Source organism: Dermacoccus sp. SAI-028 (assembly GCF_004346775.1).
GTDB classification, from domain to species: Bacteria; Actinomycetota; Actinomycetes; order Actinomycetales; family Dermatophilaceae; genus Dermacoccus; species Dermacoccus nishinomiyaensis.
Map to the genome: position 1 here is coordinate 1,617,699 of NZ_SMFS01000001.1, position 14,436 is coordinate 1,632,134.

Below are 14,436 nucleotides of genomic sequence, written 5' to 3' on the forward strand. Positions count from 1 at the left end.
GCAGGCGGGCCGCGGGGCACCGCGGGGCAGGTTACCGGTCAGTCAGGCCGCTGACCGGGGCGCGGCAGGGTCAGTCGTCCTCGAGCATGTCGGGCGTGAGGTTCGCGTCGGTGCCGGGGATGCCCTGATCGGCGGCGCGCTTGTCGGCCATCGCGAGCAGCCGGCGGATGCGTCCGGCGACGGCGTCCTTCGTCATCGGTGGGTCGGCCAGGGCGCCGAGCTCCTCGAGGCTCGCCTCCTTGTGCTCGATGCGCAACTCACCGGCCTGACGAAGATGATCGGGCACGTCCTCGCCGAGGATCTCCATCGCCCGCGCGACGCGGCTGCCCGCGGCGACGGCAGCGCGCGCCGAACGGCGCAGGTTGGCGTCGTCGAAGTTCGCGAGACGGTTCGCGGTGGCCCTCACCTCACGGCGCATGCGGCGTTCCTCCCACACGAGGCGCGCGTCCTCGGCGCCCATGTGGGTGAGCATCGCGCCGATCGCCTCGCCGTCACGGATGACGACGCGGTCGACGCCGCGCACCTCACGCGCCTTTGCGGGCACACCCAGCCGGCGCGCCGCGCCGACGAGGGCGAGGGCGACTTCGGAACCGGGACAGGTGATCTCCAGCGACGACGAACGGCCCGGCTCGGTGAGCGAACCGTGGGCGATGAACGCGCCGCGCCACGCGGCGGCGGCGTCGTCGAGGGTGCCGTTGACGATCTTCGGCGGCAGCCCGCGCACCGGGCGGCCCTTCGCATCGACGAGGCCGGTCTGCACGGCGAGCTCGGGCTTGGCGACGCGCACGAGATACGTCGTCTGACGACGGATGCCGCCGGCACTCATGACGGCGAGCTCGCTCGTGTGACCGTAGAGCTGCGTGATGTTCGTACGCAGACGACGCGCGGCGACGCCGGTGTCGAGCTCCGCCTCGACGACGACCCGCCCGGCGACGAGGTGCAGCCCGCCGGCGAAGCGCAGCATGGCCGCGACCTCGGACTTGCGGGTCTGCTGCGGCGTCACCACCACCCGGGCCAGCTCGTCCTTGACCGCTGCCGTCATCGCCATGTCGTCGTGCACCTTCCTCGTCGATCGCCCTGCGGGACGAAGGATCTATTGTGCCGAACGCGTGGCACCCGGCCCAAACGGGTGGTCACGCGCGACGCCGCGCCTGGGCGCGGGCGGCCGATTCCATGACGTCGCGGTACGCCGTCGCGAGGCGCAGGGTGTCGTGGACGCCGGCGCTCTCCTGGTCGGCGACCGGCTTGTAGACGACGCTCGCGCCCAACGCGGCCGCCGACGACTCGAGCGCCTCGCGGGCACGGGCGTCATCACCGACGACGCCCGGGTCGGCGAGGATCGCGTCGAGGTGAAGGGCCGGAGCATGGGCCGCGAGCACCTCGAGGTGATCGCTGGCCGAGAAACCGGAGGTCTCGCCCGTGTCCATCTGGACGTTGAGCGTCAGCATCCGCTTCGCCTTCGTCTGCACGAGCGCGTCGAGCAGGTCGGGCACGAGCAGGTGCGGCATGACGGAGGTGAACCACGAGCCCGGCCCGAGGATGACCCAGTCGGCGTCGAGCACCGCGTCGATCGCCTCGCGGCACGGCTGCGGCGGGTCGGGGAACAGGCGCAGGTTGAGCACGGTGCCCGGCGTCTGCGCGACCGCGACCTGGCCGGAGACCTCGCGCACCCCGTCCGGATCTGCGGGGTCGGCGCCGCGGACTTTGGCGTCGATGCGCAACGGCTGCAACGACATGGGCAGGACGCGCCCGCGCGCGCTGAGCAGGCGCCCGACCATGTCGAGACCCTGGATCGGGTCTCCCAGCGAATCCCACAGCCCCGCGATGAGCAGGTTGCCGAGGGCGTGCCCGCCGAGCGGGCCCTCGCCCGGGAAGCGATGCTGCAGCGCATCACGCCAGGCGATGCCCCACTGCGAGTTGTCGCACAAAGCGGCCAGCGCCATGCGCAGGTCGCCGGGCGGGAGGATGTCGTACTCCTCGCGCAGGCGCCCCGAAGAGCCCCCGTCGTCGGCGACGGTGACGATGGCGGTGATCTTGTCCGTCACGAGACGCAGGGCCTCCAGCGAGGCGAACAGGCCATGCCCCCCACCGAGGGCCGCGACCGCGGGGCGCTTCACTCCCGCCCCAGATCACGGTGGACGACGAGGGTCCCGAGCTGATCGGAGGCGAGGCGCTTCGCCAGTTCCTCGGCCATCGCGACACTGCGGTGCTTGCCGCCGGTGCAGCCGACGGCGAGCGTGACGTAGCTGCGCCCCTCGCGCAGGTAGCCCTGCGTCATCGGTTCGAGCAGCGCGAGGACGCCGTCGAGGAACTCACGGGCGCCCAGCTGACCGAGGACGAAATCACGCACGACCTCGTCCTTTCCGCTGAACGGGCGCAGCTCCGGGTTCCAGAACGGGTTCGGCAAGAAACGCATGTCGAAGACGAGGTCGGCGTCGAGCGGGATGCCGTACTTGAACCCGAAGCTCATGACGGCGACGCGCAACGCCGGCCCGCCCGTGTCGCCGACGAGCTCGTGCACCTTCGCCGACAGTTGGTGGACGTTGAGACCGCTCGTGTCGATGAGGATGTCGGCGTTCGAGCGCAGGTCGCGCAAGATCTCACGTTCGCGGATGATGCCGTCGAGCATGCGCCCCTCGCCCTGCAACGGGTGCGGTCGGCGCACCGACTCGAACCGGCGCACGAGCGCCTCGTCGGTCGCGTCCATGAACACGACCGACGGGCGCCAGCCGTCGTCACGCAGACGTTCGAGGCCCGCGCGGAAGTCGGTGAAGAACGCGCGGCTGCGGACGTCGACGACGGCGGCGAGGCGCGGGACGTCCTCCGCGCTCGCGTCGACGAGCCCGGCGAGGTCGGGCAGCAGCTGAGGCGGCAGGTTGTCGACGACGTACCAGCCCTGATCCTCGAGCACGTTCGCGGCCGTCGAGCGGCCGGCGCCGCTCATGCCGGTGACGATCATCAACTCCGCGCGCGGTGGGTGTGACATGGCTGCCTCTCGCTCGTTCATTCGACGACCTCTCCGGTCATCACGTTAACCGCTGGCTCGCCCTGCTCCTGCCGGAGCGAACGCACGATGGTCTCGGCGAGCGTCGGACCGATGCCCTTGACCTCGCACAGCGCGTCGGCGTCCGCCGCGCGGATGCGCTTGAGCGAGCCGAAGTGCGCGAGCAGCGCCTTCTGCTTGGCAGGGCCGAGCCCGGCGATGCCGTCGAGCGCGGACGTCGTCATCGACTTCGAGCGCCGCTCGCGATGGAAGGTGATCGCGAAGCGATGCGCCTCGTCGCGCACGCGCTGCAGCAGGTACAAGGCCTCGCTCGTGCGCGGCAGGATGACGGGGTAGTCGTCGTCGACGAGCCACACCTCCTCGAGACGCTTCGCGAGCCCGACGACGGGGATGTCGTCGAACCCGACGTCGGCGAGGGCCCGCGCGGCGGCGTCGACCTGCGGGCGTCCGCCGTCGACGACGAGCAACTGCGGACGGTAGGCGAAGCGCTTGATGCGGCCGTTCTCGTCACGCAGGGAGGGGCCTGCGGTCGCCGCGTCCGCCGGGATCTCGCCGGTCGTCGCGGGCGCGAGGTCGGCGCTCTCCTTCGCGAGCCGGGCGAAACGCCGCGTCAGCACCTCGTGCATCGCGGCGACGTCGTCGTTGCGCAGCGTGCCATCCTCGCCCTCGATGCCGTTGACGATGAAGCGGCGGTACTCCGACTTGCGGGGCAGACCGTCCTCGAACACGACCATCGAACCGACGACGTTCGTGCCCTGCACGTGCGAGATGTCGAAGCACTCGATGCGCAGCGGCGCCTCGGGCAGCCCGAGGTTCTCCTGCAACTCCTCGAGGGCCTGCGAGCGGGCCGTCAGGTCGGACGCGCGGCTCACCTTGTGGCGCGCGAGCGCGTGCTCGGCGTTCTTCGCGACCGTCGCGGCGAGCTCGCGCTTGTCGCCGCGCTGCGGCACGCGGACGTCGACGTTGCTGCCGCGGCGTTCGCGCAGCCACGAGCTGACCGTCTCGACATCGGGCGGCAGCGACGGCACGAGCACCTCGCGCGGGACGTCGTCGCGCCCCTGAAGGTCGCCGTAGACCTCGAGCAGCATGGCCTCGACGAGGTCGGCGGTGTTGACGCCGGCGTCGCTGCCCTTGTCGGTGACCCAGCCGCGCTGACCCCGGATGCGGCCGCCGCGCACGTGGAAGACCTGGACGGCTGCCTCGAGGTCGTCCTCGGCGACGCCGAAGACGTCGGCATCCGTCGCGTCGTCGAACACGACGGCCGACTTCTGCAGCACTTTCTCCAGGGCACCGAGGTCGTCGCGCAAGCGCGCCGCTTGTTCGAAGTCGAGGTCGGCGGCGGCAGCCTTCATGCGTCGCTCGATCTCCCGGGTGAAGCGCGCGGAATCGCCGGCCATGAAATCGCAGAAATCCTGGGCGATCTCACGGTGCTCGGCCTTGGTGACCTTGCCGACGCAGGGCGCGCTGCACTTGTCGATGTACCCGAGCAGACACGGGCGACCCGACGCCTCGGCGCGTCGGTAGACCCCGTTGCTGCACGTGCGCATCGGGAACACGCGCATGAGTTGATCGAGCGTGTCGCGGATCGCCCACGCGTGCGTGAACGGGCCGAAGTAGCGAGTGCCGGGACGCTTGCGCCCGCGCATCACCTGCGCGCGCGGCACCGCGTCGGACATCGTCACCGCGAGGTAGGGGTAGGACTTGTCGTCGCGGTACTTGACGTTGAAGCGCGGGTCGAACTCCTTGATCCAGGCGTACTCGAGCTGCAACGCCTCGACCTCGGTGCGCACGATCGTCCACTCCACCGAGGCGGCCGTCGTCACCATCGTCCGCGTGCGCGGGTGCAGCAGCCGCAGATCCTGGAAGTAGTTGCTCAGGCGCGAGCGCAGGTTCTTCGCCTTGCCGACATAGATGACGCGCCCGTCGCGGTCGCGGAAGCGGTAGACGCCGGGTTCGGTCGGGATGTCGCCCGTCTTGGGGCGGTAGGTGCGGGGGTCTGCCATCAGCCGGTCACGTGCAGCTGGCTGCCCTTGACCTCGACCTTCTTCTCGGCGAGCGGCTTGTCCGCGGGGCCGGCGAGCACGGCGCCCGTCATCGGGTCGAAGCGGCTGCCGTGGCAGGGGCAGACGATCGCCTTGTCGGTGACCTCGCCGACCTGGCAGCCCTGGTGCGGGCACACGGACGTGAACGCCTTGAAGGTGCCCTTCGTCGGCTGAGTGACGACGATGGAGTTGCCGCGGTCGACGAAGCCGCTGCCGACGCTCACCTTGCTCGCGTCGATCGTGGCGTCGACGGACTTCGTCGAGGCCTCGTCGTCGCCCCCGCCGCACGCGGCGAGCATGCCGGTGCCGGCCACGGCGATCGTCGCGGTCATCGCGCTGCGGCGGGTGAACTGTGCCTGGAGGTCGCTCATCATGCCTTCTTCCGGGTCGTCTTCTTCGCCGCACTCGGCGCGGCGCTCGTGTTCTTTGCGGTCGTCTTGCCGGCCGCGGTCTGCTTGCTCGCCGTCTTCTTCGCGGCGGTCTTCTTCATCGCCGCGCGCGGGTCGATGACGGGCTTCTGCGCCACGATCGTCGGCGTCACGCCCGCGGCTTCGAGCAGCGGACGCAGGAAGCGACCCGTGTGGCTCGCCTCGACCTGCGCGATCTGCTCTGGCGTGCCCTCGGCGACGACCTCACCGCCGCGGAAACCACCCTCGGGGCCCATGTCGATGACCCAGTCGGCGCTCTTGATGACGTCGAGGTTGTGCTCGATGACGACGACCGTGTTGCCCTTGTCGACGAGGCCCTGGATGACCTCGAGCAGCTTGCGGATGTCCTCGAAGTGCAGACCGGTCGTCGGCTCGTCGAGGACGTAGATCGTGCGGCCGGACGAGCGCTTCTGCAGCTCCGCGGCTAGCTTGACGCGCTGCGCCTCACCACCCGACAGCGTCGGCGCCGGCTGGCCGAGACGGACGTAGCCGAGACCGACGTCGACGAGCGTGCGCATGTGACGCGCGATCGCGGGCACCGCTTCGAAGAACTCAGCGGCCTCCTCGATCGGCATGTCGAGCACCTCGGCGATCGACTTGCCCTTGAAGTGCACCTCGAGCGTCTCGCGGTTGTAGCGCGCCCCGTGGCACACCTCGCACGGCACGTACACGTCGGGCAGGAAGTTCATCTCGATCTTCAGCGTGCCGTCACCCGAACATGCCTCGCAGCGTCCGCCCTTGACGTTGAAGGAGAAGCGCCCCGGCTGGTAGCCGCGGATCTTCGCCTCCTGTGTCTCTGCGAAGAGCTTGCGGATGGCGTCGAACACGCCCGTGTAGGTGGCCGGGTTGCTCCGCGGCGTGCGCCCGATGGGGCTCTGGTCGACGTGGACGACCTTGTCGAGCAGTTCGGTGCCGGTGACGCGCTTGTGGCGCCCGGCGACCTGGCGGGCGCCGTTGAGGTCGTTCGCGAGCGTCGTGTAGAGGATGTCGTTGACGAGCGTCGATTTGCCCGACCCCGACACGCCGGAGACGACGACGAGGTTGCCCAGCGGGAACGCGACGTCGATGTCCTTGAGCGTGTGCTCACGCGCTCCCTCGACGACGAGGCGGCGACCGTCCTGACCGCGACGCGTCTGCGGCACCGGGATGGACAATCGGCCGCTGAGGTAACCGCCGGTGACGGACTTCTTCTCCGCGAGCAAGCCCTTGACCGGGCCGGAGTAGACGACCTCTCCCCCGTGCTCGCCGGCACCGGGCCCGATGTCGACGATCCAGTCGGCCGTCGCGATCGTGTCCTCGTCGTGCTCGACGACGATGAGCGTGTTGCCGAGGTCGCGCAGGCGCGTCAGCGTCTCGATGAGGCGGTGGTTGTCACGTTGGTGAAGACCGATCGACGGCTCGTCGAGGACGTAGAGCACGCCGACGAGACCTGAGCCGATCTGCGTCGCGAGGCGGATGCGCTGCGCCTCGCCACCCGACAGCGTGCCGGCGGGCCGGTCGAGCGAGAGGTAGTCGAGGCCAACGTCGAGCAGGAAGCCGAGACGCGCCGCGATCTCCTTGATGACGCGCTCGGCGATCTGCCGCTCGCGCGAGGTGAAGTCGACGTCGTCGAGGAAGTGCGCGGACTCCGAGATCGGCAGCGCGCACACCTCGGCGATCGACTTGCCGCCGATCGTCACCGACAGCGACTCGGGCTTGAGGCGTGCGCCGTTGCACGTCGGGCATGGCACCTCGCGCATGTAGCCCTCGTAGCGCTCACGGCTCCACTCCGACTCCGTCTCCGTGTGGCGACGCTTGACGAACGGGATGACGCCCTCGAAGCCCGTCGAATAGGAGCGCTCACGCCCGAAACGGTTGCGGTAGGTGACGTGAACCTTGTGGTTCTTGCCCTCGAGCAGCATCGTCTTCGCCTTGGCCGGCAGGTCGCGCCACGGGGTGTCGAGGTCGAACCCGCTCTCCTTGCCGAGCGCGCCCATGACGCGGACGAAATAGTCGGCGGCACCGCTGCCCTGCGCCCACGGCAGGATCGCGCCCTCGCGCAGCGTCTTGTCCTCGTCGGGGATGATGAGGTCGGGGTCGACACGCAGCTCGGTGCCGAGACCGGTGCAGGCCGGGCAGGCACCGAACGGGCTGTTGAACGAGAACGAACGCGGCTCGATCGCGTCCATCGACAGCGCGTGGTCGTTCGGGCAGGCGAGCTTCTCCGAGTAACGGCGCTCGAGCGGCAGCTCGTCGTGCGCGTCCTCGGCGCCCTCGCGCACGACGCGTTCGATGACGACGAGGCCGTCCGCGAGGCCGAGGGCCGTCTCGACCGAGTCGGTGAGGCGCTGGCGGCCGCTGAGGTCGTCCGGCCCCTTCGCGACGAGACGGTCGACGACGACGTCGATCGTGTGCTTCTTCTGCTTCTCCAGCGTCGGCGGTTCGCTCAGCGTCACCGTCTCACCGTCGACACGGGCACGGGAGAAGCCCTTCGTCTGCAGTTCGGCGAACAGGTCGACGTACTCGCCCTTGCGGGCGCGCACGACGGGTGCAAGCACCTGGAAGCGGGTGCCAGACGGTAGCTCCTGGATCGAGTCGACGATCTGCTGCGGCGTCTGGCTGCCGACCGGCGCGCCGCAGACGGGGCAGTGCGGGCGACCGGCGCGGGCGAAGAGCAGACGGAAGTAGTCGTAGACCTCCGTGATCGTGCCCACCGTCGAGCGCGGATTGCGGTTCGTGCTCTTCTGATCGATGGAGACGGCGGGGCTGAGGCCTTCGATGAAGTCGACGTCCGGCTTGTCCATCTGACCGAGGAACTGACGCGCGTACGCCGACAGGGATTCGACGTAGCGGCGCTGGCCCTCGGCGAAGATCGTGTCGAACGCGAGGGACGACTTGCCCGAGCCGGACAGCCCGGTGAACACGACGAGCGCGTCACGCGGGATCTCGATCGAGACGTTCTTGAGGTTGTGCTCCCGTGCGCCGCGCACGAGAAGGTGATCGTGGCCGCGACGTGGGGCCACGGCGTTGCTGCTGCTTGGAATCTTCGGCACGTCCCCCATGCTAGGTGCGCGCACCGACAACCCCCGAACGGCGCGGGGAAACCCACCCCTGTGGGCACCCGGGACACGCCCACGACGACGGATCAGGCCATGGCGCCGGTCCGATTAGTCTGGGGCGCATGTCTGTGGATTTCACCCCTTCCGAGGTCAACACCACCCCGATCGAGGACTACGCCATCATCGGTGACACCGAGACGGCGGCGCTCGTCAGCCTCCGGGGGTCCATCGACTGGTTGTGCCTGCCCCGCTTCGACTCGTCGAGCTGCTTCACGGCGCTGCTCGGCACGCCGGATCACGGACGCTGGCTGCTCGGGCCCGCCGAGGAGGCCACGACGACGCGGGCGTACCGCGAGGACAGTTTCATCCTCGAGACGATCCACGAGACGGCGACCGGCAAGGTGAAGGTCACCGATCTCATGCCCGTCAGCGACGGCCGCGCAGACGTCCTGCGTCGCGTCGAGGGCCTCGAGGGTACCGTGACGTTGGAGCAGGAGTGGGTCGTCCGCCTCAACTACGGCAAGGTGAAGCCGTGGGTGAGCCACCACCCGGGGCACGTGCAGGACGAGGAGGTGCTCGTCGCGATCGCCGGCCCCGACATGCTCATCTTCCGCGGCGACCGGCTGCCCGTCGGCAACGAGGGGCGTCACCGTGACCTGTTCGACGTCTCCGCCGGTGAGGCGCTCGACTTCAGCATGACGTGGGTGCCGAGCTACAAGCCGATCCCGATCCCGCTCGACACCGACAAGCGCATCGCGTCGACGCTGGGGCGCTGGAACGACTGGATCGGCCACTGCACCTACGACGGGCCGCACGCCGACGTCGTGCGTCGCAGCCTGCTCGTGCTCAACCTGCTGACGGACAGCCGCCGCGGCGGCATCGTCGCGGCGCCGACGACGTCGCTGCCGGAGGACTTCGGTGGTGAACGCAACTGGGATTACCGCTACTGCTGGCTGCGCGACGCCTCGCTAGGTCTCGAGTCGCTGCTGCGCGCCGGCTACGTCGACGCGACGATCAAGTGGCGCGAGTGGCTCGTGCGTGCCCTCGCCGGTGATCCCGAGGACATGCAGATCATGTACACGATCGACGGTGGGCGCGAGCTGCCCGAGCGTGAACTCGACCATCTGCCCGGGTACGCGGATTCGCGGCCGGTGCGTGTCGGCAACGGCGCCGTCGACCAGAAGCAGACGGACGTCCTCGGCGAGGTCATGATCGCCTTTGAGCACGCGCGCGCCAAGGGTGGGTACGAGAACGAGCAGACCTGGGCGATCCAGGCCGCGCTAGTCAACCAGCTCGCCGAGCACTGGGACGAGCCGGACAACGGTTTATGGGAGATCCGCGGGCCGCTGCAGCACTTCACGCACTCGCGCGTCATGGTGTGGGCTGCGTTCAACGCGGCGATCTCCGCCGTCGAGAAGCACGGCCACCCGGGCGACGTCGAGCGGTGGCGCGAGGTGCGCGAGCTCGTGCGTGAGGAGATCCTCACGAAGGGTTTCAACGTGCAGAAGAACACGTTCACGCAGCACTACAACACGACCGAGGTCGACGCGTCGCTGCTGCTCATCCCGGCCGTCGGGTTCCTGCCCGCCGACGATCCTCGCGTCATCGGCACGGTGCGGGCCATCGAGAACGACCTCATGCGCGGCGGTTTCCTCCTGCGCTACCGCACCGAATCGGGCGTCGACGGCCTCGCCGGAGACGAGCACCCGTTCCTCGCCTGCTCGTTCTGGCTCGTCTCCGCGTACGCGAAGATCGGTGAGCTCGACAAGGCCGAGGAGCTGTTCGACCGGTTGTGCGACCTGCCGAACGACGTCGGACTGCTCGCCGAGGAGTACGACCCCGAGGAGATGACCCAGGTCGGCAACTACCCGCAGGCCTTCAGTCACCTCACTCTCATCGGCGCCGGCTACGACCTGCATGAGGCGCAGGTCGCTGCGCGCGGGGCGAACGTCTGACGCGGTGGTAGCGGGGTTTCCTGCCCCGGCGGCCCAGAGCGACGACACTGATGACGCGGCATCGGCTGCACGCTCGCGCTGTCACGGGCCCGGGCCGCCCCTGCGCGCGGCGTGCCCGGGCCACCCGGCGCCGGTACCTGTGGCACCGGTGGCTGGGTGGGTGAGATGGTAGAGGCATGAGTGCTTACCTCTCCGATGTGAAACCGGGCGACGCGCCGTCACGACTCGACCTGCCGGGGCTGACGATGTGGAAGCTGTCAGTTTCCGACATGCACAACAACGTGTATCTGCTGCGTGATGCGACGCCCGAGACGGGTGGTGCGGCGGTGCTCATCGACGCTGCGGCAGATGCCGGAGCCATCACGGCGATGCTCGACGAGGCGTGCGTCGATCGTCTCGATGCCGTCGTGACGACCCACAAGCACTGGGATCATCACCGCGCCCTGCCCGAGCTCGCCGAGCGTGCTGACGCGACGCTCGCCGGTCTCGAGGACGGACCGCACCTCCCGGTCGCGCCCGCGCGGACGCTGAGTGACGGTGACACGATTCAGTTCGGCGCGCAGACGCTCGTCGCGCACCACGTGCCAGGCCACACCCCCGGCAGCGTCGTGTTGTCGTGGACGCCACCCGCCGGCAGCGACGCTCTGCCTCAGCTGTGGACGGGCGACACGCTGTTTCCTGGCGGCGTCGGCGCGACGACGCATTCCGATGAGCAGTCGTTCGACGAGCTGTTCACCATGGTTCGCGATCGCATCTTCGGGCGTTTCGACGATGCCGACGTTCACCCGGGCCACGGCGACGACACGCGTCTGTCTGTCGAACGCCCGCACCTCGACGAGTGGCGCGAACGCGGTTGGTGAGCTGAGCGCCCGACATCATCGTCGCCCTTGACTGCATGGTCCCCTGACTGCACGATGCGGTCGTTGCGTGACCACCGCACCTGGATGCGTGGCGTGGGCAGGCCTGGCGACCTGGGCGCCCGACATCATCGCCGCCCTTGCCTGCACGACGCGGTCTTTGCGTGAATGACCGCACCTGGATGCGTGGCGCGGGCAGGCCTGGCGACTTGAGCGCCGACGACGACGCGGGTCTGCGGCGCGCCGCGGTGACCAACCGGATGGTCATGCCTCGACCAGGTGCGCGAACACCTCTGGTGCCTTGAGCGCCGGCGATGTCTCGTATCGCAGCCGCGGCTGAGTGACGCGCAGGCAGGGGCCGGCGTCGTCGGTGCGTCTCGTCGACTGGCGTGTCATGACGAACGAGCGGCGGGGCTGCGAACCCTCGCAGCTCGCGGCCCCGCCGGTCGCACGTGCAGGGGGATCGTCAGCCGGCGAGGGGCTTCTGACGCGGTTCGTCGCCGAGTTCGCCACGCGCTTCGGCGCGCTTCTCGAACCAGATCGTCGCGAACGGGATCACGGCGCAGAGCAGGCCGATGCCGATCGTCTTGTTCGGCCAGCTCTTCTCCTGCCACAGCTTGAGCGCGCACAGGACGTACCCGATGAACATGACGCCGTGGATGGGCCCGGCGATCTGCACTCCGACCTCAGTGGTCTTGAGCACCCACTTGAAGAACATGCCGATGAGAAGCAGACCCCAGGAAACAGCTTCGGCGAACGCGAAGATCTTGAAGATTCGAGACATGCGGCGATTCTACTGAGACGGCCTGAGTGCCGGCCGATGGAGCGTGCCTGCCAACAGCTCAGCTCGCGGGAGCGAGCGTGGTCGCGACCGTCTCCCCGCTCGGGAGAGTCGTCCAGCGGCGGCCGGTCGGTGACTCCCACGTGCAAACTCCGTCTGGCGTCATGGTCACGGCATAGCCGCCGAAGGTCTTGGCGCGGTGATGGTGGCGGCACAGGGCCTGCAGGTTGCCGACGCACGTCGGCCCACCGTCGGCGTGCGGGACGACGTGGTCGAGGTCGCAGTTCGTCGAGACCCGGGTGCAGTGCGGGAAGCGGCAGTGCACGTCACGCTCACGGACAAGCCGCGCCACTCGCGCGCCGGGACGATACGTCGTCGAGCAACTCGCGAGCGTCGTCCACGCACCGTCAACGAGGTCGATCGTGAACGTGGTGTCGACGAGCGCCGCGACGAGGCGAACGGCTGCCGCGTCGACGTGGCCCAGGCCGGGGATGTGGGCCGCGCCCAATGTGTCCGGGGGTCGCGTGATGACGCCGATCGGCCCGGCCTCAGCGTGCTGACGGGGCCGACTAAGACCGTCCTCATCAAGACCGCCCTCGTCGAGACCGCAGTTGGGGACGGAGGCGAGCGACGCAGGGGGCTCCAGCGTTCCGAACCGCCGGTCGGAAGGCGCTGGTGGGCTCGCGTGGACGGGCACCTTGAGGTGCATGACGGTGTTGACCGTTGAGTTCGCGAAGACAAGGTCGAGCAGTGCGCCGACGCGAACGGCGCCGAGGGGTTCGGTGCCACTCCCTGCCACACTGACGTGGCTCGCGGCGCGCCACCGCGCGAGTTCGTCACGTGGATCTGGCGCATGGTCGTTGAGCGTCTGAGCGTGCGCTTCGATCGCGGCGCGGAGACGGGCAGCGTCCTCGGTGGCCATGATCAGACGCACCTCGGTGAGGGTGTCGAAATCGAGGTGGGGCGTGAACCATAGCCCGTGCTCACGACGGGGGTCGACGGTGTCGGCCTCGGTCTGCGCCAGCCGCCTGTCGTGCAGCAGTTTGCGCGCCCGGGAGCGGGCACCGTCGACGCTGAGGTGGTGTGCTCCCCCGCTCACGAGATCCGTGAGCACCTCTGCAGCCAACTCGTCGTCGAGGTGCGCCATCTCACGCGCCAGCGTGGCGGCCACCATGGTGCGGCAGGCTCCCCGCAGCGTCAGTTCGTGCAGAGCGGGCGCGCGGTCGCGGAGCATGCGTCCGTCGACAGCGAGGCGCGACGCGGTGGCGCTCGAACACCCGAGGGCGTTCCCGAGATCATCCCCCGCGAATTCGCCTGCGGTCGGAGGGCGTTCGCAGAGCCCATAGTTCTCCTCGTCGAGGTGAGCACGCTGGGCGACCGTGTCTTCGTGTTCGACGGCGACGGCGTGAAGCACCGCGTCGGCGGCCCTCGTCACCTCCTGCGCAGCAACGGCGATGTCTTCCAGTTGTGCTTGGAGCGTGAACGTGCGCGTGTGGCGCTCATCGAAGGTTCGCGGCAACGCGTCGCCCGAGCAGGGCGCCAATGTCTCCGGGTCGGCCAGCGCCTGCTCTGCGATCGCGCGCGTCAGCAGAACCCATGCGCCCACCAGCTCGGTGGACGGCATGGCGGCGACCGTCTCGGCCGTCACTGCCAGCGTTTGATCCATGCCACTAGTTTAGTACACATGTTCGAATCTTGGTAGGGTCAAAGGGATAGTGAGTGAACCCACTGGCCGGCCCTTCCTCCGCGCCAGGGCTGCATCACGAATCACAAGAGCACCCGCCGCGTGCAACCCTGCGATCAGGCGGCGCTGGTTTGCACCCGCTTGGTCTACCGCCTGACGGCAGACGAGGTACAGGCGACTGGTGGTTGACTCATCCCATGGCCTCAGCGACGCTGCCCACGCACATTGCCGTCGTGGCACTCGTTCGGGACGCGAGGGTGCTACTCGCTCACCGCCACCCGAACCGGATGAATTATCCGGACCTGTGGGACCTGCCCGGGGGACACGTCGAACCCGGCGAGTCCGCCGAGTGCGCTGCCCGTCGCGAGTGCGTCGAAGAGCTCGGAGTGACGGTGATCGATGCAGAGCGATTTCCGATGGCCTGCAGCGATCCAGCCCTGTTGAAGCATGCGTTCTTCGCGACGCGCTGGGTAGGGAACCCCCGCAACATCGCGCCCGACGAGCACGACGACATCGGCTGGTTCGCCGAGAGCGAACTGCCCCGGTTGGCCATGGCCGATCCTGCGGGGTGTCAGGACCTCGTCAGGCTCATGCGGGCGATCAAATGACATCAGCCCCGGCGTGGCGTGACCGTATTTCGCTTGCCG

At 69.1% G+C, this 14,436-nt stretch carries 11 protein-coding genes; 3 read left to right on the forward strand and 8 right to left on the reverse strand.

Annotated features, from left to right (window positions below; genetic code table 11):
- Positions 1–70: 70 nt before the first annotated feature.
- The 6 genes from whiA to uvrA form a co-directional block, all read right to left on the reverse strand.
- The gene (whiA, locus tag EDC82_RS07455) at positions 71–1,048 is read right to left on the reverse strand and encodes a DNA-binding protein WhiA (protein WP_038570925.1); all 978 of its coding nucleotides are present in this window, start codon (positions 1,046–1,048) and stop codon (positions 71–73) included.
- An 85-nt stretch (positions 1,049–1,133) separates the two neighbouring features.
- Positions 1,134–2,117: a uridine diphosphate-N-acetylglucosamine-binding protein YvcK gene (yvcK, locus tag EDC82_RS07460; protein WP_006945440.1), complete on the reverse strand. Its 984-nt coding sequence runs from the start codon at positions 2,115–2,117 to the stop codon at positions 1,134–1,136.
- The gene (gene rapZ / locus EDC82_RS07465; RefSeq protein WP_040014671.1) at positions 2,114–2,986 is read right to left on the reverse strand and encodes an RNase adapter RapZ; all 873 of its coding nucleotides are present in this window, start codon (positions 2,984–2,986) and stop codon (positions 2,114–2,116) included. The genes yvcK and rapZ overlap by 4 nt, the downstream gene beginning before the upstream one ends.
- Positions 2,987–3,003: 17 nt before the next feature.
- Positions 3,004–5,007 carry an excinuclease ABC subunit UvrC gene (uvrC, locus tag EDC82_RS07470; protein ID WP_006945374.1) on the reverse strand — a complete coding sequence of 668 codons (2,004 nt, stop codon included), beginning with the start codon at positions 5,005–5,007 and terminating at the stop codon, positions 3,004–3,006.
- Positions 5,007–5,417, reverse strand: coding sequence for a Rieske (2Fe-2S) protein (locus EDC82_RS07475; protein ID WP_040014672.1), 411 nt, complete (start codon positions 5,415–5,417; stop codon positions 5,007–5,009). The genes uvrC and EDC82_RS07475 overlap by 1 nt, the downstream gene beginning before the upstream one ends.
- Positions 5,417–8,515, reverse strand: coding sequence for an excinuclease ABC subunit UvrA (gene uvrA / locus EDC82_RS07480; protein WP_040014659.1), 3,099 nt, complete (start codon positions 8,513–8,515; stop codon positions 5,417–5,419). The genes EDC82_RS07475 and uvrA overlap by 1 nt, the downstream gene beginning before the upstream one ends.
- Before the next feature lie 119 nt (positions 8,516–8,634).
- Here uvrA and EDC82_RS07485 point away from each other — a divergent pair, with 119 nt between their 5' ends.
- Together EDC82_RS07485 and EDC82_RS07490 are read left to right on the forward strand one after the other, a co-directional pair.
- A complete protein-coding gene (locus tag EDC82_RS07485; RefSeq protein ID WP_074039359.1) occupies positions 8,635–10,467 on the forward strand; it encodes a glycoside hydrolase family 15 protein in 1,833 nt (610 codons plus the stop codon).
- Between the two features lie 176 nt (positions 10,468–10,643).
- On the forward strand, positions 10,644–11,327 hold the full coding sequence (locus EDC82_RS07490) for an MBL fold metallo-hydrolase (RefSeq protein ID WP_074039360.1): 684 nt from the start codon (positions 10,644–10,646) through the stop codon (positions 11,325–11,327).
- Positions 11,328–11,790: 463 nt separating this feature from the next.
- Here the strand turns inward: EDC82_RS07490 and EDC82_RS07495 are convergent, their stop codons facing one another.
- Positions 11,791–12,108 (reverse strand): DUF3817 domain-containing protein, encoded by a 318-nt coding sequence (locus EDC82_RS07495; RefSeq protein WP_006945470.1) that lies wholly within the window; start codon positions 12,106–12,108, stop codon positions 11,791–11,793.
- A gap of 58 nt (positions 12,109–12,166) precedes the next feature.
- The gene (locus EDC82_RS07500; protein ID WP_131941067.1) at positions 12,167–13,771 is read right to left on the reverse strand and encodes an HNH endonuclease signature motif containing protein; all 1,605 of its coding nucleotides are present in this window, start codon (positions 13,769–13,771) and stop codon (positions 12,167–12,169) included.
- A 215-nt stretch (positions 13,772–13,986) separates the two neighbouring features.
- On the opposite strand from EDC82_RS07500, the gene EDC82_RS07505 reads away from it, so the two are divergent.
- A complete protein-coding gene (locus tag EDC82_RS07505) occupies positions 13,987–14,397 on the forward strand; it encodes an NUDIX hydrolase (protein WP_074039363.1) in 411 nt (136 codons plus the stop codon).
- Positions 14,398–14,436: the final 39 nt, after the last annotated feature.